The organism is Aquirufa nivalisilvae, assembly GCF_003143535.1.
In the GTDB taxonomy this organism is placed as follows: Bacteria; Bacteroidota; Bacteroidia; order Cytophagales; family Spirosomataceae; genus Aquirufa; species Aquirufa nivalisilvae.
Map to the genome: position 1 here is coordinate 284,223 of NZ_CP029346.1, position 24,902 is coordinate 309,124.

Sequence of the window (24,902 nt, forward strand, 5' to 3'; positions counted from 1 at the left end):
TCTTAGAAATTCAAACCTGGGAAATAAGCGTTAGCACCTAATTCTTCCTCAATACGAAGCAATTGGTTGTATTTAGCCATACGGTCAGAACGTGAAGCAGAACCAGTTTTGATTTGACCTGTATTTAAAGCTACAGCCAAGTCAGCGATGGTCGCATCTTCAGTTTCTCCTGAACGGTGTGACATGATGTTTTTGTATGAATTACGTTTAGCTAGGTTAACTGTATCAATTGTTTCAGTTAATGAACCGATTTGGTTTACTTTCACCAAAACAGCATTAGCTACACCTTGCTCAATACCTTGTTGTAAACGCTTCACATTCGTAACGAATAAATCGTCACCAACTAATTGACACTTAGAACCGATCAATTTAGTTTGCTCAGCCCAACCAGCCCAATCATCTTCAGCCATACCATCTTCAATCGAAATGATTGGGTATTTGTTCACCCAAGTCTGCCAATAAGCAGCCATTTCCATGTTGTTCAATTGCTTACCATCAGATTTTTTGAAAGTATACAATCCAGTTTTCTCATCAAAGAATTCAGACGAAGCAGCATCCATAGCAATGAAGATTTCCTCACCTGGTTTGTAACCTGCTTTTTCAATCGATTGTAAAACGATTTCGATAGCCTCTTCGTTTGACTTGATGTTTGGTGCAAAACCACCTTCATCTCCTACGTTGGTTGAATATCCTTTGCTTTTCAATACTCCTTTCAAAGCATGAAAAACCTCTGTACCCATACGTAGTGCATGTGAGAAACTTTCTGCCTTAGCTGGCATTACCATAAACTCTTGGAAGTCGATGCTATTATCAGCGTGAGAACCACCATTTAAGATGTTCATCATAGGTACAGGAAGCGTATTAGCATTTACTCCACCGATGTAACGGTAAAGTGGAAGACCTGCTTCTTGAGCTGCAGCTTTAGCTACTGCCATAGAAACACCTAAAATAGCATTAGCTCCTAATTTTCCTTTGTTATGTGTACCGTCTAATTCGATCATCAAACGGTCGATCATGTTCTGCTCAGATACCTCTAGGCCCCATAATTCCTCTGCGATAGTTGTGTTTACGTTTTCTACGGCTTTTAAAACGCCTTTTCCTACATAAACAGATTTATCTTCATCGCGTAATTCCACTGCTTCATGGATACCTGTAGAGGCTCCAGAAGGAACGGCTGCACGACCGAAAGCACCATCTTCTGTTTTGATGTCTACTTCGATTGTGGGATTTCCACGTGAATCTAAAATTTGTCTTGCGTGAACGTACTGTATTGCACTCATCGTATAATTATTATTGTGAATAAATGGATTACGTTGTAATTGATTAAATTGCCCTGCAAAATAACGTAATTTTTAGATAAAATCACTGATTTACCGAAAGTCAGCTGCTTAAATCGCTGATAATTAATCAAATAATAATGAAAGCTAAATTTCTTTTTTCCTTATTTTTAACTTTTACACTTCTTTTTTCTTTACAGTTGAATGCTCAGACAGCTGAGGTAGAGGTCTTTGAAAAAAAGATTCAGGAGACTCCTAATGCGATATTGTTGGATGTGAGAACATCTGGCGAATTTGGTGGAGGCCATTTGCCCAAGGCAACAAATATTGATTTCCGTTCTGCTGATTTTGCGGAGCAAATTAAGAAATTGTCTAAGGATAAGCCCGTACTTATTTACTGCCTTTCAGGAGGACGCTCAGCGCAAGCAGCGGAATTAATGCGTAAAGAAGGATTCCAAGTGACAGAATTAAAGGGAGGATATTTGAAATGGACGACTAAATTGAAACCTTTGGAAGGTGTGCCTAATGTGGTTCATGACAAAGGTTGGGATTTAGCTGATTTTACTAAGAAGATTCAAACAGAAAAGGCCGTAGTGGTGGATTTTTATGCCAAATGGTGTGCCCCATGTCTTAAAATGATGCCTACTGTAGATAAACTTACCCAAGATTATTCAGGCAAAGTAACTGTCTTAAAAGTAGAGGCTGATGGTAATCAAGCCATTTTACAATCTTTTGGAATTGACGAAATCCCGAGCTTTTTGGTCTTCCAAGGGGGAAAATTGCTCCAAAAAACATCGGGATTCCGTGAAGAAGCTCAATTAAAAGAGCTTTTTGATCAATCTATTGAGACCATTCGGTAGGTTGTCTTTCCCAGCGATGATTTTTAAGTTCATCCAAAAGGCTAGGAGCTAAACCCTGGCCGTCAGAAGTGCCAATGTTGCTTTTCACATGCTTTAATTTTCTCATGCCTGGGATAATGGTTCCCACATCTGGATTCGATAAGATAAAGCGAAGAGCCATTTCGGGCATGTCCATATTCGCTGGGACCAATGGTTTTAGCGCATTCGCGTGATCCACACTGGAGGTTAAGTTTTCCGGAACGAAATACGTTGAACGCCAATCGTCGGCAGGGAAAGTGGTATTATAATCCAATAAGCCCGTTAAGCTTCCTTCATCCAATGGTACACGTGCAATGATACCAATGTCTAATTTTTGACAAAGTGGGAATAGTTGGTCTTCAGGGTTTTGGTCAAAGATGTTGTAAATCACCTGTACTGAAGAAAACAAGTTGGTTTCCAGTGAGCGCAGGCAGTTATTCGGTTCCCAACGGTTGACAGAGATTCCCCAATGTTTGACCTTTCCTTCTAGTGTTAATTTTTGAACCGCTTCTTTCCAATCGTCATTGTCTGCCCATGCATCTTCCCAAACATGGAATTGCTGTAAATCAATTTGCTCTACACCTAAGTTTTTCAAGCTTTTTTCGGTGTATTCAATGATGTGCTGAGCAGGGAAACAATCCTTTAATTCGAAATGGGATTTCGAAGGCCAAATAAAGTTTTTAGGGGGAATTTTAGTGGCGGCATATAATTGTTTGTCGGCATGCTTTTTAAGCAATGAACCTAAAATTTGTTCAGATAATCCTTCTCCATAGCCCCATGCTGTATCAAAGAAATTACAGCCTAATTCTACGGATAATTCCAAGGATTTTTGAACTTCATTATCGTCGGAACCTGTCCAACCAGCTAGGCCCCACATGCCGTAGCCTACCTCACTTATTTGCCAATTTGTTTTGCCAAAACGTCTGTATTTCATGTTGTGATTTTTTTCTTAAAGGTAAGAATTTTCTAAGAGCCGCTTGACCTGAAAAATAAGTATTTGGGTATATTTTGGAATATGTTTTAATCAAGTTTTAGTTAAAATATTTGACAAATTATGTTTGAACAGGTTATTGAGTGTTAGCAAATTGTTAAATTAAAACGGCCAAATTGTTATTTAAAAGCGTTAATAACACAAATAACGTGAATTATGAATTTTTATTTAAGAACATTGGGTAGCTTTACATCGTAAATGTTCCCTGTGTCAGTTTAATCTACTCAATTTATGAAAAATATAAAGCCTGTTTCTAACGACGAGAAGTTGTTGATAAATTTAGGAACCTTTAAAGTTTGCCCTAGTTGTATTCTTTTTATCCGAGGAGAGGGAAACTATTCCAATATATTTCTGAAAGATGGTCGTAAGGTCCTTTCTTGTCGGACCTTGAAATTTTTTGAAACTTTATTACAAGATTATGGATTCATTCGCCCATCCAAATCAGCATTAGTTAATCCAACATGTATTACATCCGTAGATTTAAAATACGGTAAAGTGATTAAGTTGACGAATGATGTCAATATCTCTATTTCTCGTCGCCAAGTACGACCTTTGCGCGACTTCCTAAGTAATCATGCTTTAGCTGGGGCATCGTAGAATTTCTTAATCTACGTAAGTTTCTCGTAATATTTTTTTCAGTTCGATAATCTCACTGGCGTCTAGAAATTCCTTTGTTTTGATGATGCGTTTTCTGTCTTTGGTACGGATTTGGTCCAGTACGACCCAGCCTTGAGTATCATTAAAAATGACAGGACTTGGGTTGGATAAGTTTTACTAATTTAGAATCAAAACTTGCTGGAATGTATGGTTTATGGATTCGAATATGGGGATAGACTTCGACAAAATCATCATAAAGCGATGCTTACATAGTCATCCTCAAGTTTGACATTAAAGTTAATTTCTGCTTTTAGGGCTTTGAATACTTTAATAACAGTGTCGATAGTCGCACTATTCGCGCTGCTTTCTAATTTTGAGATTTGAGCTTTTTGAACGCCGATCAACTTACCTAGTTCTTCCTGCGTTAAGTGGCGCTCTATTCTTGCGGTTTTAATCATTTTGCCTAAAAGATCCATTCGAAGTTCATATTCAAAGTCATCACGTTTTTTTGTTCCAACTTTACCAACGTACTTATCTTTCATTTCGGAAAGCGAATAAGTTTTCAATTTTTCAGTTGCCATATGATTATTTATTTTGTGTGCTTTCAAAATACTTATCTCTAAGTCTAGTTGCCCTTTCTATTTCATTTGTAGGAACTTTGTCAACTTTTTTAATAAAACCGTGGGTTGTAATTACGAGTGTTTGCTTATTGTCTGTTTTGTCCCAAAATGCAAGAAGTCTAATTTGAAGACCTCCAAACTTTGTTCGAAATTCCCAGATTTCATTTTGGAGCTTCTTGAATAGTTTTGGGTCATTTGTCTGCTCGGCCAAGTCAATATTGTAAAGTATCTTTTTTATGGTTTTAGTATCAAGTTTAGCAATAAACTCGTTTGCTTCTTCCATAAATCTAGTCTGGAAAAATCTCATTTTAATATAGTGGCTTACTTTTTAATCTTGGACAAAGGTAGTGAAAGTTTCTATATTTGGATACTTTAATTTGTGATGCACAAATTTAATCCGACGTCTACTGGTTGGTGGCCTGACAATTTAGTCGTTTATGGAACGATTAATTGCCAATGTATGATTAAAATATAGTTGAAATGATTTGCAGAAATTTAACGAATTACTACAATAGCGAGAAATAACGGTTCTTGCTTACAGGCTTGACGCTGTTAGTTATTAAGCCACTTATATTGGTGCTTAATTCATTAAGTCTCATTAAGTTTTTGCTTTCTGGGGCATAATATTTTTTGTATCTACTTTCTATTTGATTACTAAAATTTAATGATTCCATTTTCATAGAATTTAGTTGTTTCCTAATTCCGGCAATTTTTAATACTAAGTCCAGTATTCTTTTTTCAAACCCAATATTTTTTTCAACGGCATTGGCTTTTTTTAAAAAAATAACCAATACTTCTTTTTCAATTGCTTCAAAATCTGCATCATCCTTTTCTGAAATTAGTTTATAATAGAATACTATCAATTCATTCAGTAATTGAAACCAGAGATTTTGTTTATATTCATTGTTTGTTGCAAGTTCAATCTTGTATTCTCCAATCATCTTGGATGCCTCGTCCATTACAGAATTTAATTCGGACGCAATTTTTTGCTTGCGTTCAACTTTATCATTGATGTGATATAGATATTTTTCTCTTTGTTCTATAAATGATTCGGAATAAAAGTCAACCATTTTATATAAATCATTAAAAGATTTGGTTTTGTCCTCATCTTTTGAATATTCTTGGAAGGCGCTGAATATTGATTGATAATCTAATTCTAATAGCCTGTAATAATTTTTGTTAGTATAAAAACTCATTTGATTACTACCGAAAGTTTTTTCTTTTTCTATTTCAAAAAAAGCTTTCATTTCGACTCCTGTATCTGTGATGTGTTTGAAGATTTCATTTAGTAAATTATGAATTAACTTTAGTCTGTCAAAAAGCGCATTTTTTTCTTTAGACTTCTCTAGAAGTTTGTCATTACTATATTGTTCTTTTTGTTGAAGAATGGTGTAAATAACAAATATGATTGATAAAAATGTTAACAATGAACCTACTAAGGTTCCATAGCTTGATACAACATGCGATTTTTCATCGAAATCTATGGTAAATAATGCAGGATTATCTGTTTCCGTGATAAGCTTGAAAGTTATAATGACTAAAAATATCAATATAGCCATAGAAGCAATAATGAAAGTTGTATTTAATTTTTTATTTAACATCTTCTTTTTTATGAATCTTGCTTTTAATTTCGGTTATTATATCCCTATTATTTGATTGAAATATTTTTTTCCATCTTCACTATCAAAATGAAATATTTTTAGTTCATTATCCGGTTTCATAACTAATGAATTAAAACTTTCTGTATTTATATTTTTCCCTTCGTAGAAAATGTAAGACCATCCTGCGAATACAAATGTAAATGTGGTTATATTGTCATTTTCGGATTTTATTGGGTTAAAGAAAATATCAGATGGAATTTTTGAATCTGCAAAAGTTGCGATTAAAACAGGAAAGTCATTATAATTACTTGGATTACCCTCATAAACCATTTTTCTTAAAGTTTCTTGATTCTCATAACTGAGTTTAACTTCTTCAAAGAAATCGTCTTTAGAAATACTGGCTCTAAATAGAATTGATAATAAAAATAGTTTATATTTTGAATAATCCACATTTGAACAAATTGAAAGAGTTGGGCTTGTATCACCATAAGTAATACAGTCTGGACAATATTCGACAGGAATTTCTTCCCCATAAATTGCCATAGAAGCATATTTTTCATATGAACTAATGAGCACATTGTCGCATTGAGAACAAAGAATATAGCTATCGTATACACCCGTTTGAACCTTTTTAATCTTTCTATTTTGTAATATATCTTCTTTGTCAAAAGAATACATTCTATGTTTATCATCATAAACACCACTATTTCTATATATGAATTCAGGAATAATATGAGACTTTTTTATTAACTCTTTTTCTTGAAGGCATAAATTGCAGATTCCTTTCATATAATAGTTTTAAATATTTGCGGCCAAAGTCATTTACTCTCTAATCCCAAAGTTTATTTAAGCTATTGGGGAACTTGTTTGTGCAGAGGAACAAGTATACACTCCAATATAGTATTTTTTATAAACTAACATCGGGCGAAGGGGTTTCCTTGTGATTATTTCGGATGGTTTATTAAACAGCACTCCCAAAAAACTTATTCCCCAATTCATTTCATATATTTCTACGAATAGTTAAATTCGTGAATATCTATTTTATCATATTAATACAATGGAAAGAAGAATATTTTTAAAAGGCTTAGCCTTAGGAGTTTCGGGCCTATACGCTCACTCCAGCCTTGCAGCCAATCCTTATTTAGGACCTTTGGGTGTACAACTATACACTGTCCGTGATGCCGTAGCCAAAGACCTAGAAGGGTCCTTGGAGAAATTGGCTGGACTTGGATATAAAAACCTAGAAATCTACGGATACAATGGTACTTTCTTTGGCAAAACGGCCCATGAATTTAAAACCATTCTAGATCGTGTGGGCTTAAAAGTAGTTAGCTCTCACCATACTTCAGGTATCGCCATCAAATCCAAAGGTACATTGTCTGACGGATGGCAAAAGGCTGTAGAAGATTTACACCACGTGGGTGCAGAGTTCATGGTATGTGCATTCTTATTCCCGAATGAGCGTAGTGCAGATCATTACAAGGCCCTACCAAGTTTATTGACTAGCTCTGGAGAAGCCACTAAATCGGCAGGTATCCAGTTCGCCTACCATAATCACGATTTTGAATTTGTGAAGTCGGCAGATTTTGTTCCTTACGATTTCATTTTACAAAATACTTCGCCTGATTTGGTGAAAATGGAAGCTGACTTATATTGGTTTGGTCGTGCGGGTATAGACCCAGTTGCTTATTTTGAGAAACACCCAGGTCGTTTCCCTCTATGGCACGTCAAAGATATGGAAGCAGGAACTAAGGTATTTACTGAGGTTGGAAATGGTACCATTGATTTTGATCGCATCTTCGCAGCTAGAAAGGCAGCTGGCTTGAAATACTGGTTTGTAGAACAAGATGTAAGTAAGCGTGATCCTTTTGAAAGCTTAAAAATCAGTCGTGATTATTTAGCGAAGAAGAATTTTTAGGATTCTTTTTCTTCCATAAATGGTTCCCAAAAGCTAGGATTGTACTTTTCCCAAGCGTGGCAACCAAAGGGTAATTTCCCTGCATTGAGCTGAAGGCTGATTTGTGGGTTTTGTTCAAAGGCAAATGCCAAGGCCTCTTTCCAAGTAGGTAATTTGAGCAAGAAGCGAAGCGGAAAAGCTCTTTTATGGTAAACAGAAAAAAGCGAATCTTCGTTGGCTGGCCATGTGCCGAACAGCCGATGATACCAGTTTAAAAATTTGATAATGGGGGCCACTTTTCGTAAGGATAGGCCCCCATTCATCATAATGGGCTCTATCAGCGGCCATTGAAAAGCGTCCTTATTTTCCCAATGTTTCTTCTTTAATTTGGGTGCTCCAATATAATCATAGCCTTTTTGGCACCAAGCTACCAATTCATCTTGGAACACGTAGGCATCTAATTGATAGATTAGAATAAATTCATGTTGGCTAAAACGCGCGTAAAAAGCTGGGTCAATCAATAAATGATTGTAGGATTTGGTACTGGTAAAAAAAGAAGGGGGGAAAAATTCTAATGATGCATCCGGAAAATATTCCTGTACATAGGGAGCTTTAAGCCCTTCTGGTAATACAAAATGTATAGGATAGTGGCCTAATATTTTTTTACACTGGAGCAAAGACTTTTGTTCCAATGTCGAAATGGATTCTTTGTAAATAGGAATAACGATTCCCACCAATGTTTGCATGTTATTCAATGATATCACCTAATACTGGATGCCACCACTTGCCTCCGTCATGCAATTTATAACCTCCTTGCAAAACTCCTTTCAAAACGGGCCAAATTCTTAGTAATCGGTTATTGGCTAGCTTGGCGCGCATTTGGTAATGTAACATCCTACTGGCCACTTTTTCCAAGGCATTTTCAGGAGCTTTTCCGCTGGCTTTCAAGTAATTGTATAAGGCAGAGGAATCGGTTGCTTTTTTCTCGATCTGAACTAATTTAGCCTTTCTAGAACGCTTGAAACGATCCAAGAGCGAGACTGCCTTTTTTTCGCTTTTGAGGCCCACCTGTTGGCTATCATGTTCTCGATATTGGATCAAAGGCTCTTTTACAAAAGCAATTCGATTGGTCATGGACAAATACAAGGCGATCCAGCCATCGTGAATCAGTTCAGGAATGATGTGTGGAGTTGGGAATACTTCTTTTTTTACCTGAGAGCGAATGGCTAATGTGGCACCTGTAACGACATAGCCTTTTAATAAAATATCAAATGAGTTACCTGCTTTCCAAAGTTCTTGTAATGGCTCAATGAATTCTATTTGTTCAAAGCTAGTTTTACCCGTAGGTTTTCCAGAACGGTCAATCATGATGGCATTGGAGAAAACGGCATCTATTTCAGGATAATTTTCGAAATAGCGAACTAAGGTTTCTACTTTATGGGGCAACCATAGGTCGTCCTGATCACTAAAAAAAATGAGGTCTCCACTACATGCCTGCACACACATTTCAAAGTTCTTGCTACTTCCTACATTCTTTTCGTTTTGATGAATGTGTACTTGGAAAGGCACTTTTTGTTTGAATGCTTCTAAAATTTCGATGCTTTTGTCACTTGAACCATCGTCAAAAACAACGAGCTCATGTATAGCTTGAGTCTGTGAAGCTATACTTTCCAGTTGGTATGGGAGGTATTTTTCGCCGTTATAGGTACAAAGAGCAACTGAAATATGGGGCATTCAAACAGATTAAAAATTCAATATAAGGAAATAACGCTGTTTACATAGGAACGTAAACCACTTTTTTAGTCTCAAAATATTCTTCGTTGAAGATTTCTCCCAACTCAAATATCTTATGTTTTTTACCAAATTCGGCCAATTCTTCTGTTAAATCTCCACCTTTTAAACAAAGTATGCCATTTCTCTGGGTATGAAAATGGTTAGGACTAATCTTGTTTTTGACCCAATAATAAAACGGGGTGATACGAGTAACGGCTCTACTGACAACAAACTCAAAGTCTTGATCTAGGTCTTCAGCTCTCGTGTGTAGGGCAGTGACATTCTCTAGACCCAGCGATGAAGCAACGCCTTCCACTACTTTGATTTTTTTACCGATACTATCTACTAAGGTAAAAGTACATTGAGGAAATAAAATAGCTAAAGGAATGCCGGGAAAGCCACCGCCTGTTCCTACGTCTAGGATTTCAGTACCTGGTCTGAAATTAATGATTTTAGCTATTCCTAAAGAATGAAGCACATGATGTAACATCAGGTTATCGATATCTTTTCTGGAAATCACATTGATTTTTTCATTCCATTCTTGGTACAAAGGATAGAGCATTTCGAATTGCTCCAATTGTTTGGATGTCAGTTCTGGAAAGTAATTTTTGATGATATCGGCTTTCATTTCTTTTTCAAAGTGCAAAGATACGTAAATGCCTTGTTTAAAAGAATGTTTCGAAATTGGATATGGCTAGATTTACTTGAAGGATGTTATTGATTTCTACATTATTTTTAGCGGCATTGTTAAAACGGAATATACTTTGTTGCATATAACCCATTTCTACCGACAAATTGGAGTTGATACGATAGCCCATACCTATTAATAATCTGTTTTGATCGAAGATATTGAGGTTAGGAACATTTTCGCCCATATTGATCATTAGCTCATTATAAGCTTGTACATACCAGGTTTTATCTTCCATTTTGGCTTTTCCAAGGGGCATACTTCCCTTGATTTGGTAGCGGAATCTTTTTCGGTACGTGCTGGTAGAAAAATCGCCACCATATATGAAGCTTTTATCCTCCACGGCTTGGTTAGCTCCTAGCCAACGAAATTCATAGCGTAAGCGGTGGTCGATGCGCACTCGATTTAGTTGTTGAGTTAAAATAACTTGGGGAGAGACCCGCAATTCAGAAAAGAATGCGGAGGGTTCCCCATTACTAAAGCGGTTGGTTCCAATCCAGCCTAGTGGCATCAAGGAGAAACGTACAGCTGGACTCATTTGGTAATGAATATAAGGCCTGAACACATGTTGGTTCAAATTATGATACGGATTCCCCGTCGTAGTAGCAGGATTATAATCTCCTTGTTGGTCTTGCCTTCTTTGTTGGTTTTCTAATTGCCAACTGAATTTACCAGCTATTTTACCGGAAATGTTTAGGTCAGTCCAGCCATTTGAAATATGGTAATATTGCCTAGGTGATTGTGCTTTTGCGCTTAGGACACAAAATATAAGCACAAGCTTTAGGCTTAGGCTTAACTGTTTCATGGATTATATTGGTGTGTAAAAAAAAGGGAAGCTTTTGGCTTCCCTCAAAATTACAAGCTTTTATCCCGTAATCCAACGGAAAAAGACGAACAAACCTGCCGCCAATACGATGGTTACTGGGAGAGTTAATACCCAAGCCATGACAATATTTTTGACGGTTCCGCCTTGTAGATTTTTGATACCTTTAGAAGCCACCATCGTTCCAGCGATACCTGAGCTCAATACGTGAGTGGTACTAACTGGCCATTTGTATGCCGTTGCCAATCCAATAGTCACCGAGGCAATTAATTCGGCAGAAGCTCCTTGTGCATATGTTAAATGGTGTTTACCAATTTTTTCTCCAATGGTTACCACAATTCGTTTCCAACCTACCATCGTTCCAAGACCTAAGGAAAGAGCCACCATCCACATCACCCAGTTTGGAGCGAAGTCGGTCACTGCCGCAATACCTGTTCCTGAGGTAGCACCAAAGGCAAAGAAAGCGGCCTTATCTCCTGCAGTAGCTTTTTTGAATGCTTTTTTATCTGCTTCCGACAAGGCAATAGATTCACTTTCAATCAATTTTTTTGCATGCTTATTGATGTTTAAAGCCGCTTTTCTAATGTCAAATTTTTGCTTGGTAGATAAATTACTGGTTTGAATGTTTTTTGTTAAAAGTAGTTCGTGCAATGCTTTAGATGAAGCCATTACAGTACGATAACTTTCTTGCTCTTTAATAGATAAGGTTGTCGTGTCGATTTTGGCAGAAATTATTTCAACTTGATTTAAGTCTTTTTGTAAGCGCTGTAAATCTAAGGTAGAATTGATAGCAAAATAGCCAGGTAAAAAAGCGATAAGTATCACCATAACAAGACCTATACCTTTTTGACCATCATTACGTCCATGGAAAAATGAAACCAAAGTACAAGTCGTTATTAGAATAGCACGAATCCACAGGGGAGGAGGTGAATTCTTTTTAGGCTCTTTAAAGATTTCTTTATTCTTGATGGTCTTTTTCAGGATGTACATCAATACGATAGCCAATGCAAAACCAAATAGGGGAGATAATAACAAGGCTTGACCAATTTCTTGGGCTTTGTCCCAGTTCACTGCACTGACATTGGTTTGATTTTCAGGTAATATTGCGTGTCCAACTCCGATACCAATGATAGAGCCAATTAAGGTATGTGAACTAGAAGCGGGAATTCCAAAATACCAAGTACCTAAGTTCCATAAAATAGCTGAAAATAACAGCGAGAGAGCCATCGCCATGGAATGATACACATTGGTATCGATGAGCAGTTCGGTGGGAAGTAGCCCGATGATACTCATGGTAACACCGACGCCACCAGTTAATAGACCCACAAAATTCATGAATCCAGACCAGACAACGGCTTGTGTGGGTTTTAATGAATGGGTGTAAATAACAGTTGCCACGGCATTTGCTGTATCATGGAATCCATTTACGAATTCAAATGCACAAGCAGCAAATAGGCAGAAAAATAGTAAAAAGAATAAGGTAGGATCTAACCCAAACATATCGTATTATTTAAGGTATATTGGTGCAAATATGGTCGCAAAAGTATGGCTTAGCAATGATGTTAATGTTAAGTAATTGTTAAATTCTTTATTTCTTTTTTCTTCGGGCTTTTTTAGCCTCTGAGAGTAATTTTTTAGCGTCCGTATATTGGCTTGTTTTTTTATCGGCCTTATCCATTACCTCTTTACAGTGGTCCACGGCTACATCATAATCACCCTCTTGATAAGCAATTCTCGCTAAACCTAAGACGGAAGCCCAGTAGTAACCTGACTCTAAGGAACCAGTTTGAATGGAGAAATCCATGCATTTCTGGAAATATATTTTGGCTTCAGCAGGATTTCTAAAAATATATAATTGGTAATACCCCAAAATATAGGATGCATAACGGCCAGATACCCCTTCATAGCCTACTTGATGATTGTCGATTTTACTCAGAATACTTTTAGAAACTTCCATTGCCTCGTCTAATTTGCCTAACATGAAGGCCGAACGGGCGTGGTATCTTTCGAAGAAAGGATTATCGGGATAATTTTGATGCGTGTATTTAGCAAGTTCGTAACTCTTTTCCGACATGTTTTCCATAGCATAGATTTGCAAAAGAAAATAGCGGGCTTCTGTTCGGGTATAAAAGGCTTGGTAACTAACCTTTTCTAATTGCTCGATACCTTGCTGCTTATTGGCTTTAGGGAAAAGCCAAAGTACTGGACGTAGCAGTTTGAAGTTTTGCTTAATGAAATGGTAATAGTAATTGTAGAGTCCGTCGCCAAACATCAGTTCAGGACTGAAATCAGCAAATTCTCGGGAGTATTCTAAGTATTTTAAGGCACTTTTAGCTGCCAGAGTGGCACGAGCCCAATGTTTGCGTTCGGCATGTAAACGGCCTTTGAATCCATAGGCAGCCGCCATAAAGAAAGCGGCTTCTGGGTTTTCGGTGTCATCCCAAATTTTCTCTGCTTTGGAAATACTCCGATCCATGTATTCTAATAGCCTGTCATCATACACCTCATTTTGGGTATTGGGTACCATTTTCCACCATTGCACGAGTCCTAAAAGGAAGTCGGGCAGCGGATGATCAGGATGTTTGACTTTGAGATAATTGAATTCCCTTTCGGCTTCTGGGAATTTGAAGTTGTACATTTGATTGATGGCATTGGTTGCTTCAATCTGTACTTCGGAAGTTAATAAAAGCATTCCTTTGGAACGCTCTTTTTCTGCTTCTTCGGTTTTCTTCCACCATTGACCTAAGCTAAGGAAAGATAGTGAAAGAAAACTTAGAAGTAGTACATATGATCTAAGACGATATCTCGATCTCATCTCCATTGTGGTTCAGAAACTTAAAGTCAGTAATACCTAGGGAAGAATCTTCTGTAATGTGAATCCAAGACTTAAACGTCATGAACCATTTCATTCGTATAGAAGGGAATCCTTTAGTAAAGTAAGCACTTAAGAATGGATGAACCAATAAAGTGAGTTTTTTCTCATTTTGTTTGGTAACCAAATGTTCCACATGCTGGGCAATGATTTCCGAAACGGCGATACTAGCCGTAATGGTGCCAGTACCTCCACAACTAGGGCAGGTTTCATGTGTGGCCACGTTCATTTCTGGGCGCACACGCTGACGGGTGATTTGCATCAATCCAAATTTAGTCAGCGGCAAGATGGTGTATTTGGAACGGTCCGTTCTCATTTCATCACGCATGATGTCCTGAATTAACTTACGGTTATCCGCTTTTTTCATGTCGATGAAATCGATCACGATAATACCACCCATATCACGAAGGCGTAATTGACGGGCAATTTCCTTAGCAGCTTCGCGGTTAACGCTTAAAGCGGTAGCCTCTTGGTCTTCTTCGGAGTTGGATTTATTTCCCGAGTTCACATCGATGACGTGCAATGCTTCCGTGTGTTCGATGATTAAATAACCTCCAGCAGGTAAAGAAACGGATCTTCCGAAAAGCATTTTCAATTGCTTCTCGATCCCCACTTGTTCAAATAACTTGGTTTTACCCGTATGTAATTTGACTATTTTTTCTTTTTCTGGAGCTACTTGATGCACATAACCTTTGGCTTCATTGTACAAATCCTGGTTATCTACGATGACATTGTCAAAATCGTTGTTTAGCAAGTCCCTTAACATCGAAGTGGCACGGCTCATTTCACCGATAACACGATCTCTAGGTTTGGCATCTACTAATTTAGCGATACCATCTTCCCATTTAGAAATAGAATCACGAAGGTCGCGCTCCATTTCTTCCACAGCTTTACCTTCCGCTACGGTTCTTACGATGACCCCGAAATTTTTCGGTTTGATGGACGACATCAATTTCATCAATCGGCTTCTTTCTGCTTTGGACGTAATTTTCTTTGAAATATTGACGCCATTAGAGAAAGGAACTAACACTAAGAATCTTCCAGCGATGGAAATATCACAAGAAAGGCGTGGGCCCTTGGTGGAAATAGGTTCTTTAACGACCTGTACTAAGATGAGTTGATTGCGGGTTAAAACCTTATCGATTTTACCTAATTTATCTATTTCCTCTTCTATTTTAAAGTTCTCCAACTTGATGTTTTTGCCCTTTTTATTCATGACATCACGTGAGAATTTCTGCAGTGAGTTCAAGTTAGGGCCTAAGTCATGGTAATGAAGGAAAGCATCCTTTTCATAACCAATATCAATGAAGGCAGCGTTAAGACCAGAGACTAATTTTTTGACAGTACCGAGATAGATATCACCCACGGAGAATTGAGGTTCCGACTGTTCTATGTGATATTCTACAATCCTTTTGTCTTGCAAAAGGGCAATTCTATCCCCTTTGGGGGTAGAATTAATGATTAATTCATTACTCACAATATATTACGAGAAGAATGTTAGACGGGACAGACTTATCCCTACGCTAATATATATAACAAACACCAAAAACAGGCCATTAGGGATGGTCTGTTTTTGGGTTACCTAATTACGCTACCAAAAGGAGGTAATTATACTAACTATTTCTTCTTGTGACGATTCTTACGAAGACGTTTTTTTCTTTTGTGTGTTGAAATCTTATGACGTTTTCTTTTCTTTCCGCAAGGCATACCTGTTAGCGTTTAAATTTTTGAATAATGTAAGAAGTTGATTTTCAACCTCAATGTTTTTGCATTTCTGCGAGCAACTCTTGGGCAGCTTTGGTTTCTTCAGGGTCTTTGCTCTTGTCAAGGACCATCCGAAGCACTTTCTTTGCCTCATCTAATTTATCTAACTGGGCCAAGCAAAAGCCGAGGTTTAAGGCAGCTTTATAATTGGTTGGTTCCAGCTTCAATATCTGTGTGAATCGTTCTTGACCTTTGCCAAATTGATTCGATTTAATGGATAAAATCCCCAGATTAAATAAAGCTGGCACAAATGTCGGCTCTTGTTCAATCACTTCCCTTAGTAAGGTAATCCCTTTCATCGGAGTGGGTGTATCCACATAAGTCATCGCCAAATTCGTTTTAACCAAGAGGTTTGACGGATCTTTTGATAGTACTTGTTCAAAATAAACACGTGCTTTTTCTCCCATGGCTTTGCCCTTTGTCGGGTTCAGTGCATAAGTTTGGGCCTCAAAATACAATTGGCCTGCACGTAAGAAGTTGTTCAGGGCAGGATGCTGATCGGCGAATTGTCCTGCATAATAAGCAGCACTATCGTAATGATTAGCTCCCACAAATGTGTTGATTAATTTATCTAACACACTAGACTGAGAAACCTCTGTTTTTGCTTGACTCAATTCAGATTTCAATTTAGCTACTGCTGCTTGTTGAGCATTTGTCAACGGTGCAGCATGCGTATCTTCTGATTTTGTCGCGCTTTCTGCGGTATGTTCATCCTGGTGATCATCGCCCTTCGCATCGCGATTGGCTCCACCAGCAGGAGCATTACTCGTAGTATTACTCACATTTCCTTTAGGTAATTGAAATATGAGGGCGGTTAACCCAAGGCCAATAACAAGAATGATCACATAGGATTTCTTCATCTTTCTAGACCTGAGGCATTACACCTTATTTAGCAGGGTCAGTGCTCGTTTTAACTTGTTCAATGAACACTTTAGCTGGTTTAAAGCTAGGTACATAGTGCTCGTCAATAGTAATTGCCGTGTTTTTAGAAATATTTCTAGCAATCTTTTTAGCTCTCTTTTTGTTAATAAAACTTCCAAAACCACGAACATAAATGTTCTCTTGTTTGGATAAATTATCTTTTACAACTTCGAAAAACTTTTCTAACGTTTCAGAAACATCTTTTTTGTCAATCCCTGTTTTGCTGGAAATTTCAGCAATTACATCTGCCTTGGTCACGGTAATTAATGCTTTAAATTATCAATTTTGTTCTAATCGCTTTCCCTTTCTTTAAAAGGGACACAAAAGTAATGTTTTTCTTGAAGAATAGAAATGGTTGTCAATGATTTAATTGATTTTTTTAGCAAATCAATGTCAAAATGCTCCCTTCTTTCTTTGTATCTTTGAATCATCCCATGCAATCTATAAATCATCACCCTTTTACAAAAGGCCTCTTAACTTGGTATCGGCAACATGCCCGTGAATTACCTTGGCGACAAACCCAAGACCCTTATGCCATTTGGTTGTCGGAAGTTGTATTACAGCAAACACGCGTAGCCCAAGGATTGCCTTACTATTTAAAATTACTGGAGGTTTTTCCGACTGTTGAATCATTAGCCCATGCAGATGAGTCGGCTTTATTTCGACATTGGCAAGGTTTAGGCTATTATTCCCGGGCCAGAAATTTACATAAAACAGCCAAGCTGGTCGTGTCAGATTTTCAAGGAAAATTTCCGACTACTTATGATGATTTAATCCAATTACCTGGTGTGGGACCCTATACTGCGGCTGCCATAGCCTCTTTTGCTTTCGGAGAAGCTAAACCCGTCGTAGATGGAAATGTCTTTCGGATATTGGCCCGTTATTTTGGTATTGAAACAGACATCTTACATAGTTCTGCTAGAAAGGAGTTTACGGAAGTTGCTCAAGAGTTAATCCCCAATGACTTAGCCGCCGAATTTAATCAGGCTATCATGGATTTTGGCTCTTTACAATGTAGCCCTGCACCATTATGTGGTAGTTGTCCATTGAGCCTCACTTGTTTTGCATGTCAACAAAAACGGATTTCAGATTTTCCAGTAAAGCAAAAGAAAGCCAAGCAGCGGAATCGATATTTTAACTATTTCATTGTAGAACAAGGTAAAAGAATTTTAATCCGAGAAAGGAAAGAAAAGGATATTTGGTCCGGTTTATGGGAGTTTTATTTGGTGGAATCGCCTCAAGTGGAAGAACTGGAAAGCATCATGGAATTGGATGGGAATTTATCTACGCTCCTCCAAGGAGCTACCATACAGTCGTTGAAGTCGCCTAAATTACATATCCTTAGCCACCAAAAGATCCATTGTCGGGCTTGGTATATCCAAGTTCCTGATAATCTTGACATTAGCATGCTGGATGGATTTCAATGGATTCAGCCTGAGGACTTTGAAAAGCTAGGAAAATCGGTCTTGCTTTTGAATCTGATAACTGATAATTTGCATCTGCAGATTTTTAATGATTCAATGCCACGATAATTTTGTTTTGGCAAAGGGTTTGCCGATAATCATTTAAAACAAACACATTATGGCAGGAGTAAACAAAGTAATTTTATTAGGCAATTTGGGGGGAGACCCAGAAGTGAGAGCCTTACCTAGTGGTATTAAGGTAGCGAATATTAATATAGCTACTTCCGAATCCTATCCAGGAAAAGATGGGCAACGGGTGGAGCAAACGGAATGGCACCGTGTAGAGCTATGGGATAATTTAGCCAACATTGCAGAGCAATATTTGCGAAAAGGAAATCAAGTGTATATCGAGGGGAAAATTCGTTCAGAAGAATGGCAAGATAAAAATGGGGCTACGGTGCGTGGTTACCGGATTCGCGCTACCTCCATTAACTTGATTGGTGGTAGAAATGATCGTCCTGCCAATGAAGCGTCAGATGCTCGACCTCGACCTGAAGCATTGCCAACGGCCGACAAATCAGCTTCGCCTTCTCCGAATTTTCCAACATTAGCAGATTCTGGAGATGATGATCTCCCATTTTAATATTCTGGGCTAGAAGGGAATAGTTTTTTTATCTATTCCCTTTTTTTATAAATTTGCATAAATTTAGCTTTACCCTATGGAGGCCGATCCCTTTTCGAATGTCTTGTTGATTGCTTTTGAACCCAACATCAGCGCGCCTTCCATCATCTTCATTAGCCTTATTTTATTAGCTTTAATTCTGCTTTCTGCCCTGCTTTCCGGCTCAGAAGTGGCCTTTTTTTCCTTAAATGCGGAACAAAGAATCGCGTTAAAAGAAAGTGCAACAAAGAAAGAAAAAACGCTTAGCCGACTACTCGATCAACCACAACTATTACTTGCTACACTTTTGATAGCCATTAATTTTGTGAATATTATTTTTATTACCTTGGCGAATTACCTAACCCAACTATTGATTGGGGAAGAGTCTGTTAATTCCTTGATTGTCACGTTATTTCTATTGTTTGGAGTGACATTCATCATCGCCTTTTTTGGGGAATTGATTCCAAAAGTCTGGGCACAACAAAACAATTTGATTTTTGCTCGATATACTGCTCCATTGATTGACTTTTTCACTTTTGTGTTTAAGCCACTTTCTAGGGTTTTGTTAGGCATTTCTAATTTGATTGAAAGTCGGATTGAGAAGAAGTCCTATTATTTGACCACACATGAGTTGAATCAGGCGCTGGAGATAACTACGGATGAGAATACAACAGAGAGAGAAAAAGACATTTTACGGGGGATATTGAATTTCGGGAATACCTCGGTAAAAGGTGTTATGAAAGCTAGGAGAGATATTGTTGCCTTTGATACCGAAATGGATTTCCATGAATTAATGGATAAGATCAATAAAAATGGATATTCTCGAGTACCTGTGTATGCTGAAACGATAGATAAAATAGAGGGGATATTATACATTAAAGATTTATTGGAACATATTGATCAGGACGAGAATTTTGATTGGTTATCCTTATTGCATCAACCCTTCTTTGTCCCAGAAAACAAGAAAATTGATGATTTGCTTTACGATTTTCAAGAAAAACGGGTACACATGGCCATTGTGGTGAATGAATACGGAGAAACGGAAGGTTTGGTGACCATGGAAGATATTATAGAAGAAATTGTAGGGGATATCAACGATGAATTTGATGAGGAGAAGTTAGATTATAAAAAGCTGGATGAACATACTTATTTGTTTGAGGCTAAAATTTCTTTAAATGATTTTTGCCGTGTTTTTGACGTAGATGTCTCTATTTTCGAAAAAGTAAAAGGAGAAAGCGAAACCTTGGCAGGTTTGTGTATCGAGCTATTTTCTCGTATTCCACATGCAGGGGAAGAAATCGTTTGTGAACCTTTTGTCTTTAAAATTCAATCGGTGGATACCCGCCGAATTAAAAAAATTAAGGTTAGCCTTAATGCTATTCCTTTGCCACCTGAATCTGATGAAAAAACTAATTAGTTCGTATAAACGTTTTCTTTTTTTACTACCCTTAAGCTTATTGCTGACAGCATGCCCAGGACCTGCTCCAACACCAGATCCTGGTGTTACGGAGTCCAGCTATGAAGATGGGGTAGATCGAGGTATTATAGAAAATCCTGAATTAGATGAGGCTTCAGGAATTGTGGCAAGTAAAAAGAATGAAGGCTTTCTATGGTCGCACAATGATTCTGGAGATAGTAATCGACTTTTTTTGATTGATACTTTTGGGAAAGGGATGAAGCAATTTGTCATTCAAGGAGCAGAAAATAGAGATTGGGAGGACATCGCTTTGATATCAGATAGTAATGGAAGTGCTGTGGTATACCTTGCTGATTTTGGGGATAATAGTGCAGCTTACAACTCATACGCCATTTATTGGTTTAATGAACCGAATGTCTCTTCAATCAATAACGCAACCATCACTGGGGTTCAGAAATTGACATTTACGTTACCCGATGGCTCTCGAGATATGGAATGTTTGTTGGTAGATCAAAAAACCAAGGATGTATATATTATTTCCAAAAGAGAAACTAAAAAAAGACTGTATAAGATCCCTGCGGGAAGCTTTACCAATCAAGCTAATGTGAAGGCAGAATTTGTGCAAGAATTGAATTTTTCGGTACCATTTTCTACTATCGATAAAATTGTAACAGCTTATTATGTTACGGCAGGAGATATATCGCCAGACAATTCAGAGATTTTAGTTAAGAATTATTTTGAATGCTACTATTGGAAGCGAAGGACCAATGAAACAATCCCTGAAGCTTTAGCAAGGACTGCTAAACAAGTGCCTTATGTAGGGAATTCAACGGAACCTCAGGGAGAGGGAATCGCTTTTGCTGCCGATGGTGGAGGGTATTACACCATTTCTGAGAAAGTTACGGCCCCCGTTCATTTATATTACTACAAGCGAAAGTGAAAATTGCTCACTGGTTTCGTTTAGGGATCCTTGCCTTGATTGTCTGGGCATGCCAGTCGCTCTATATCATAGATGCACAAATGGCTAAAACGAATTTTTCGGCAACAGTCGATGAAGGAGTTTTGGAAAACATTGAAATTGATGAAGCATCTGGGATGGTAGCTAGTCACTTAAATCCAGAGTTATTTTGGGTAGTCAATGATTCTCAAGATTTAAACCGAATTTTTTTAATTGATCGTTACGGAACGGGCAAAGTCGAATTTTTACTTCAAGGTGCCCAAAATAGAGATTGGGAGGACTTGGCTTCTTGGTATAAAAGTCCCTATGAATCCTATATCTATATTGCCGATACAGGTGATAATAAGCAGGAATATAGCTCCTATTTTATTTATCGATTCAAAGAATTTGATATACGAGGATCAAATATGGTTACCCGTATCGTCAAACAAGTTGAAAAATTAGAATTTAAGCTACCTGACGGATCAAAGGACATGGAATGCTTGTTAGTGGATCAGTTGAATGGAGATATGTACTTAGTTAGTAAGCAAGACGATCGTAAAAGCTTGTTTCGGATTAAAGCTAATAGTTTTAAGAGTAATCAAGTGGTCGAGGCAGATTTTGTTAGAAAGTTGAATTTTTCAGAACCTAGTTCCGATTTAGCTATCTTGAAACAACTCTATAATATTACGGCTGGGGATGTGGCAACTAACAACCAGGAGGTGATTATTCGGAATTATTTAGAAGTCTATTATTGGAAAAAAGGGAAGCATGAGAGCTTAGGTGAAGCACTGAAACGTCCGCCCAAAATTGTGCCTAGCAAATTAGAACCTCAAGGAGAGGCGCTTGCTTTTTCACAAAAGGCCGATGGTTTTTATACCATTTCGGAGGTAGCGAGTTCCCCCGGTCCAGTGCATGTTTATTTCACTCCGAAGAAATAAGCTAAGCTTTCACCATTAATTTGGCAAAACTTAAGAGTAAGGTTTTTTCTCCTACTCCCTTTTCAAAATCAATCACAGCTTTTCTTTCAGCTCCATTAATTTCAATTTTTTTGATCAAGCCAAAACCGAATTTTTGATGCTCTACTTGTTGACCCGCCTCCAATTTTAGGGGATCTGTAGGGATGAAATTGCTAGAAGCCACATGTTGGTAATTGGTGTTTTGTTTTGGCTTTTGGATTAATTGGGCAGCTGATGGACTCGTTGAGCTTGAAACAAAGCCCGTTTTCTGTACAGGTCTGAAGGCCTGAACCTCCTTTTTGCCAGGTGTTTTCGCCATTTTTAAATAGGCACTATCAATTTCATCCAAGAATCGACTAGGCTCACAGGATTTTAATCTTCCGAATTGATAGCGAGATTCTGCATAGGAAATCATCAATTTTTTTTCAGCTCGTGTAACGGCTACATAGAATAGGCGACGCTCTTCTTCTAAGTCGGCTTGACTTTGCAGCATCATTTGACTTGGAAACAAATCTTCTTCCAAGCCTACTAAAAAGACATGTTTAAATTCTAATCCTTTAGCGGAGTGAACTGTCATTAAAGTAACTTTATCTCGATCATTGGGATCTTCTTGGGTATCGGCATTGGTTAAAAGAGAGACCGACTGTAAAAAAGTGGCCAGTGATTTATCTTCATTCTCTGGATCATCCACAAATTGCTTGATGGCATTTAATAATTCCTGTAAGTTTTGATAACGGGCTAGTCCTTCTACGGTCTTATCCTCATAGAGTTCGCGTAAGAGTCCTGAGGCTTTGGCCACGTGATTGGCTATTTCATAGGCATCTTTATGCTCGACCTCCGTCATTATTTTGAACGATTTGATTAAATCGGCAAAGTTTTCAATGGCGGCCGTACCTCTTGCACCTTGGTAGGTTTGAATGTTGGAAATGACATCCCAGATGGAGCAATTATTTTCTGCTGCTGTTACCGCAATTTTTGCGATTGTTGTATCGCCAATACCACGTTTGGGAAGGTTGATGATACGTTTAAAAGCTTCTTCATCTTGTTGGTTCACGACAAAACGCAAGTATCCCAATACATCTTTGATTTCTTTTCTTTGGTAGAAAGATAAACCTCCAATGATGCGGTATTTAATGTTTAGTCGACGTAGCGATTCCTCAAAAGAGCGGGATTGAGCGTTTGTTCGATATAAAATGGCAAAATCTGACCAATGTAAACCTTCTTTTTGCTTGGTTTCAAAGATGGTGGAGGCAATCATTCGGCCTTCTTCATTATCGCTTCCAGCCCGGATAATTTCTATTTGGTCTCCAATTTCATTCGACGTAAAAACGTTTTTCTCGAGTTGGTTTTTATTTCTAGAAATGATAGAATTGGCTACAGCCACAATGTTTTTGGTAGAACGGTAGTTCTCTTCCAATTTAATTGTGGTTAAGTCGGCATAATCCCTTTCAAAATTCAAGATGTTTTGAATATCAGCACCTCGAAATGCATAAATACTTTGTGCATCATCACCTACCACGCAGATATTGCGATGTACGGCTGCTAGTTTTTTGGTTAATAGGTATTGAGAAACGTTGGTATCTTGAAACTCATCAACCATCACATGTTTGAATTTGTGTTGGTATTTGTTCAAAACATCCAAGTGATCTCTAAAAAGGATATTGGTTTGGTACAATAAATCATCAAAGTCCATCGCATTGGCTTGAAAGCAACGAATGCAGTACGTACGATAAATTTCCCCCATTTTAGGAATACGAGCCATGCGATCTTCCTCACCGAGAATGGCACTATTTAGGTATTGTTCAGGACTAATTAATCGGTTTTTGGCCCCAGAAATTCTGTTTAAAACCAAATTGACCTTATAAACTTTATCGTCGAGGTTCAATTCTTTGATGATGGTACGAAGTAAAGACTTGGAATCATCGGTATCATAAATGGAAAAATTAGAAGTATAGCCTAATTTCTCTCCTTCGAAACGTAATATTTTGGCAAATACGGAGTGGAAAGTTCCCATCCAGATGTTTTTTGCCTCTTTTCCAATGACGGATTCGATACGATGGCGCATTTCGCCAGCGGCTTTATTGGTAAATGTTAATAGCAATATTTGGAATGGATCGATGCCTTGTTGAATGAGGTGAGCCGTTCGGTAGGTTAACACACGGGTCTTGCCAGATCCAGCTCCAGCGATAATCATTAATGGGCCTTCGGTGTGTAAAACAGCTTGTCGTTGGGGCTCATTCAAGCCAGCCAAATAATCCATAAGGGAAATTTAATTGATGGGAAAAAATAGAAATTAAAATTACGAATTTTTGAGCAGGGGCTTGGTATACTAACTTATTTTTTGGGAGGGTATTTTAGAAGAAAATAAAAAAGGCGCCCAGGGGCGCCTTTTTCTTCTTGGGGATAATCGCTTACTGAATAGCAATCAAATCTCTTCGAGTTTCAGTTAAAATATTGAAAGTCTTGGATTTGATGATGTTTTTACGTGAATCGAAGATAACCATTTTGTATCGGCCATCATTTAGGTTAGAGAAATTGAATAATTTCTTTGAACTAAGTGACTCGCGGGTGATTTGGTTATTGTCTTCATCGTAAATGACCACGAACAAGGGTGAAGTGATATCCGAGCTAACTAGGAACTTCATTTTACCTACTTGATCAATGTTAACAGGAAGAGCGAATTCTGCGGCATGTGCAGAAGAGACAGACAAAACAGCGGCTACAACGAAAGCGGCTAAGGCGTTTTTTGTGATGAAATTTTTCATAATGTTGATAATTGATAAATGCTTGATTAATAAAATCTTAGGCGGAATCTTTCCGTTT

Annotated in this window: 26 protein-coding genes; 8 read left to right on the forward strand and 18 right to left on the reverse strand. The window is 37.8% G+C overall.

Annotated features, from left to right (window positions below; translation table 11 throughout):
- Positions 1 to 2: 2 nt before the first annotated feature.
- Positions 3 to 1,280: a phosphopyruvate hydratase gene (gene eno / locus HME7025_RS01225; protein WP_109321895.1), complete on the reverse strand. Its 1,278-nt coding sequence runs from the start codon at positions 1,278 to 1,280 to the stop codon at positions 3 to 5.
- A gap of 137 nt (positions 1,281 to 1,417) precedes the next feature.
- On the opposite strand from eno, the gene HME7025_RS01230 reads away from it, so the two are divergent.
- Entirely contained in the window at positions 1,418 to 2,137 is a 720-nt protein-coding gene (locus HME7025_RS01230) for a thioredoxin domain-containing protein (protein ID WP_109321896.1), read from the forward strand.
- Here HME7025_RS01230 and HME7025_RS01235 read toward each other — a convergent pair.
- Positions 2,118 to 3,089 (reverse strand): aldo/keto reductase, encoded by a 972-nt coding sequence (locus HME7025_RS01235; protein ID WP_109321897.1) that lies wholly within the window; start codon positions 3,087 to 3,089, stop codon positions 2,118 to 2,120. The two genes, HME7025_RS01230 and HME7025_RS01235, sit on opposite strands and share 20 nt — an antisense overlap.
- A gap of 288 nt (positions 3,090 to 3,377) precedes the next feature.
- On the opposite strand from HME7025_RS01235, the gene HME7025_RS01240 reads away from it, so the two are divergent.
- A complete protein-coding gene (locus tag HME7025_RS01240; RefSeq protein WP_109321898.1) occupies positions 3,378 to 3,743 on the forward strand; it encodes a LytR/AlgR family response regulator transcription factor in 366 nt (121 codons plus the stop codon).
- A 6-nt stretch (positions 3,744 to 3,749) separates the two neighbouring features.
- Here the strand turns inward: HME7025_RS01240 and HME7025_RS13580 are convergent, their stop codons facing one another.
- The 5 genes from HME7025_RS13580 to HME7025_RS01260 all read right to left on the reverse strand — a co-directional run bounded on the left by HME7025_RS13580 (position 3,750) and on the right by HME7025_RS01260 (position 6,753).
- The gene (locus HME7025_RS13580; protein WP_329958414.1) at positions 3,750 to 3,893 is read right to left on the reverse strand and encodes a type II toxin-antitoxin system PemK/MazF family toxin; all 144 of its coding nucleotides are present in this window, start codon (positions 3,891 to 3,893) and stop codon (positions 3,750 to 3,752) included.
- 101 nt (positions 3,894 to 3,994) lie between these two features.
- Positions 3,995 to 4,324, reverse strand: a complete 330-nt coding sequence (locus HME7025_RS01245) for a helix-turn-helix domain-containing protein (RefSeq protein WP_109321899.1) — start codon at positions 4,322 to 4,324, stop codon at positions 3,995 to 3,997.
- A 4-nt stretch (positions 4,325 to 4,328) separates the two neighbouring features.
- A complete protein-coding gene (locus tag HME7025_RS01250; protein ID WP_226998254.1) occupies positions 4,329 to 4,646 on the reverse strand; it encodes a type II toxin-antitoxin system RelE/ParE family toxin in 318 nt (105 codons plus the stop codon).
- 223 nt (positions 4,647 to 4,869) lie between these two features.
- On the reverse strand, positions 4,870 to 5,964 hold the full coding sequence (locus HME7025_RS01255) for a hypothetical protein (protein ID WP_109321901.1): 1,095 nt from the start codon (positions 5,962 to 5,964) through the stop codon (positions 4,870 to 4,872).
- Positions 5,965 to 6,000: 36 nt separating this feature from the next.
- Positions 6,001 to 6,753, reverse strand: coding sequence for a hypothetical protein (locus HME7025_RS01260; protein WP_109321902.1), 753 nt, complete (start codon positions 6,751 to 6,753; stop codon positions 6,001 to 6,003).
- Between the two features lie 268 nt (positions 6,754 to 7,021).
- On the opposite strand from HME7025_RS01260, the gene HME7025_RS01265 reads away from it, so the two are divergent.
- A complete protein-coding gene (locus tag HME7025_RS01265; protein ID WP_109321903.1) occupies positions 7,022 to 7,882 on the forward strand; it encodes a sugar phosphate isomerase/epimerase family protein in 861 nt (286 codons plus the stop codon).
- On the opposite strand, the gene HME7025_RS01270 is transcribed toward HME7025_RS01265, so the two are convergent.
- From HME7025_RS01270 to HME7025_RS01310, 9 genes are all read right to left on the reverse strand, one after another.
- Positions 7,879 to 8,607 carry a DUF5672 family protein gene (locus HME7025_RS01270; RefSeq protein ID WP_109321904.1) on the reverse strand — a complete coding sequence of 243 codons (729 nt, stop codon included), beginning with the start codon at positions 8,605 to 8,607 and terminating at the stop codon, positions 7,879 to 7,881. The genes HME7025_RS01265 and HME7025_RS01270 overlap by 4 nt on opposite strands.
- 1 nt (position 8,608) lies before the next feature.
- The gene (locus HME7025_RS01275; protein ID WP_109321905.1) at positions 8,609 to 9,595 is read right to left on the reverse strand and encodes a glycosyltransferase family 2 protein; all 987 of its coding nucleotides are present in this window, start codon (positions 9,593 to 9,595) and stop codon (positions 8,609 to 8,611) included.
- A 40-nt stretch (positions 9,596 to 9,635) separates the two neighbouring features.
- Entirely contained in the window at positions 9,636 to 10,262 is a 627-nt protein-coding gene (gene rsmG / locus HME7025_RS01280) for a 16S rRNA (guanine(527)-N(7))-methyltransferase RsmG (RefSeq protein WP_109321906.1), read from the reverse strand.
- A gap of 37 nt (positions 10,263 to 10,299) precedes the next feature.
- Complete coding sequence (locus HME7025_RS01285; protein WP_109321907.1) at positions 10,300 to 11,127, reverse strand: DUF2490 domain-containing protein; 828 nt, start codon at positions 11,125 to 11,127, stop codon at positions 10,300 to 10,302.
- 60 nt (positions 11,128 to 11,187) lie between these two features.
- Entirely contained in the window at positions 11,188 to 12,645 is a 1,458-nt protein-coding gene (locus HME7025_RS01290) for an inorganic phosphate transporter (protein ID WP_109321908.1), read from the reverse strand.
- Positions 12,646 to 12,733: 88 nt separating this feature from the next.
- Entirely contained in the window at positions 12,734 to 13,960 is a 1,227-nt protein-coding gene (locus tag HME7025_RS01295) for a tetratricopeptide repeat protein (protein ID WP_226998255.1), read from the reverse strand.
- Positions 13,938 to 15,494: an Rne/Rng family ribonuclease gene (locus tag HME7025_RS01300; RefSeq protein WP_109321909.1), complete on the reverse strand. Its 1,557-nt coding sequence runs from the start codon at positions 15,492 to 15,494 to the stop codon at positions 13,938 to 13,940. Before HME7025_RS01300 ends, HME7025_RS01295 begins: the two co-directional genes overlap by 23 nt.
- A 280-nt stretch (positions 15,495 to 15,774) precedes the next feature.
- Positions 15,775 to 16,641, reverse strand: coding sequence for a tetratricopeptide repeat protein (locus HME7025_RS01305; protein ID WP_109321910.1), 867 nt, complete (start codon positions 16,639 to 16,641; stop codon positions 15,775 to 15,777).
- 25 nt (positions 16,642 to 16,666) lie between these two features.
- Positions 16,667 to 16,960: an HU family DNA-binding protein gene (locus tag HME7025_RS01310; RefSeq protein WP_109321911.1), complete on the reverse strand. Its 294-nt coding sequence runs from the start codon at positions 16,958 to 16,960 to the stop codon at positions 16,667 to 16,669.
- A gap of 176 nt (positions 16,961 to 17,136) precedes the next feature.
- Between HME7025_RS01310 and mutY the strand changes: the two genes are divergently transcribed.
- From mutY to HME7025_RS01335, 5 genes are all read left to right on the forward strand, one after another.
- Positions 17,137 to 18,234 (forward strand): A/G-specific adenine glycosylase, encoded by a 1,098-nt coding sequence (gene mutY / locus HME7025_RS01315; protein WP_109324896.1) that lies wholly within the window; start codon positions 17,137 to 17,139, stop codon positions 18,232 to 18,234.
- A 49-nt stretch (positions 18,235 to 18,283) separates the two neighbouring features.
- A complete protein-coding gene (locus tag HME7025_RS01320; protein ID WP_109321912.1) occupies positions 18,284 to 18,748 on the forward strand; it encodes a single-stranded DNA-binding protein in 465 nt (154 codons plus the stop codon).
- Between the two features lie 76 nt (positions 18,749 to 18,824).
- Positions 18,825 to 20,183: a gliding motility-associated protein GldE gene (gene gldE / locus HME7025_RS01325; protein ID WP_109321913.1), complete on the forward strand. Its 1,359-nt coding sequence runs from the start codon at positions 18,825 to 18,827 to the stop codon at positions 20,181 to 20,183.
- Positions 20,167 to 21,123, forward strand: a complete 957-nt coding sequence (locus HME7025_RS01330; RefSeq protein ID WP_109321914.1) for a hypothetical protein — start codon at positions 20,167 to 20,169, stop codon at positions 21,121 to 21,123. The genes gldE and HME7025_RS01330 overlap by 17 nt, the downstream gene beginning before the upstream one ends.
- Positions 21,120 to 22,061 (forward strand): hypothetical protein, encoded by a 942-nt coding sequence (locus tag HME7025_RS01335; protein ID WP_109321915.1) that lies wholly within the window; start codon positions 21,120 to 21,122, stop codon positions 22,059 to 22,061. Before HME7025_RS01330 ends, HME7025_RS01335 begins: the two co-directional genes overlap by 4 nt.
- Position 22,062: 1 nt before the next feature.
- Here HME7025_RS01335 and HME7025_RS01340 read toward each other — a convergent pair whose 3' ends face one another.
- The gene (locus HME7025_RS01340) at positions 22,063 to 24,339 is read right to left on the reverse strand and encodes an ATP-dependent helicase (protein ID WP_109321916.1); all 2,277 of its coding nucleotides are present in this window, start codon (positions 24,337 to 24,339) and stop codon (positions 22,063 to 22,065) included.
- 151 nt (positions 24,340 to 24,490) lie between these two features.
- Positions 24,491 to 24,844, reverse strand: a complete 354-nt coding sequence (locus HME7025_RS01345; RefSeq protein WP_109321917.1) for a hypothetical protein — start codon at positions 24,842 to 24,844, stop codon at positions 24,491 to 24,493.
- Positions 24,845 to 24,902 lie beyond the last annotated feature (58 nt).

Bases quoted from the DNA above. Each gene is read 5' to 3' on its own strand.
- eno (WP_109321895.1), bottom strand. From the start codon at position 1,280: ATGAGTGCAATACAGTACGTTCACGCAAGACAAATTTTAGATTCACGT.
- HME7025_RS01230 (WP_109321896.1), top strand. From the start codon at position 1,418: ATGAAAGCTAAATTTCTTTTTTCCTTATTTTTAACTTTTACACTTCTT.
- HME7025_RS01235 (WP_109321897.1), bottom strand. From the start codon at position 3,089: ATGAAATACAGACGTTTTGGCAAAACAAATTGGCAAATAAGTGAGGTA.
- HME7025_RS01240 (WP_109321898.1), top strand. From the start codon at position 3,378: ATGAAAAATATAAAGCCTGTTTCTAACGACGAGAAGTTGTTGATAAAT.
- HME7025_RS01245 (WP_109321899.1), bottom strand. From the start codon at position 4,324: ATGGCAACTGAAAAATTGAAAACTTATTCGCTTTCCGAAATGAAAGAT.
- HME7025_RS01250 (WP_226998254.1), bottom strand. From the start codon at position 4,646: ATGGAAGAAGCAAACGAGTTTATTGCTAAACTTGATACTAAAACCATA.
- HME7025_RS01255 (WP_109321901.1), bottom strand. From the start codon at position 5,964: ATGTTAAATAAAAAATTAAATACAACTTTCATTATTGCTTCTATGGCT.
- HME7025_RS01260 (WP_109321902.1), bottom strand. From the start codon at position 6,753: ATGAAAGGAATCTGCAATTTATGCCTTCAAGAAAAAGAGTTAATAAAA.
- HME7025_RS01265 (WP_109321903.1), top strand. From the start codon at position 7,022: ATGGAAAGAAGAATATTTTTAAAAGGCTTAGCCTTAGGAGTTTCGGGC.
- HME7025_RS01270 (WP_109321904.1), bottom strand. From the start codon at position 8,607: ATGCAAACATTGGTGGGAATCGTTATTCCTATTTACAAAGAATCCATT.
- HME7025_RS01275 (WP_109321905.1), bottom strand. From the start codon at position 9,595: ATGCCCCATATTTCAGTTGCTCTTTGTACCTATAACGGCGAAAAATAC.
- rsmG (WP_109321906.1), bottom strand. From the start codon at position 10,262: ATGAAAGCCGATATCATCAAAAATTACTTTCCAGAACTGACATCCAAA.
- HME7025_RS01285 (WP_109321907.1), bottom strand. From the start codon at position 11,127: ATGAAACAGTTAAGCCTAAGCCTAAAGCTTGTGCTTATATTTTGTGTC.
- HME7025_RS01290 (WP_109321908.1), bottom strand. From the start codon at position 12,645: ATGTTTGGGTTAGATCCTACCTTATTCTTTTTACTATTTTTCTGCCTA.
- HME7025_RS01295 (WP_226998255.1), bottom strand. From the start codon at position 13,960: ATGAGATCGAGATATCGTCTTAGATCATATGTACTACTTCTAAGTTTT.
- HME7025_RS01305 (WP_109321910.1), bottom strand. From the start codon at position 16,641: ATGAAGAAATCCTATGTGATCATTCTTGTTATTGGCCTTGGGTTAACC.
- mutY (WP_109324896.1), top strand. From the start codon at position 17,137: ATGCAATCTATAAATCATCACCCTTTTACAAAAGGCCTCTTAACTTGG.
- HME7025_RS01320 (WP_109321912.1), top strand. From the start codon at position 18,284: ATGGCAGGAGTAAACAAAGTAATTTTATTAGGCAATTTGGGGGGAGAC.
- gldE (WP_109321913.1), top strand. From the start codon at position 18,825: ATGGAGGCCGATCCCTTTTCGAATGTCTTGTTGATTGCTTTTGAACCC.
- HME7025_RS01330 (WP_109321914.1), top strand. From the start codon at position 20,167: ATGAAAAAACTAATTAGTTCGTATAAACGTTTTCTTTTTTTACTACCC.
- HME7025_RS01340 (WP_109321916.1), bottom strand. From the start codon at position 24,339: ATGGATTATTTGGCTGGCTTGAATGAGCCCCAACGACAAGCTGTTTTA.
- HME7025_RS01345 (WP_109321917.1), bottom strand. From the start codon at position 24,844: ATGAAAAATTTCATCACAAAAAACGCCTTAGCCGCTTTCGTTGTAGCC.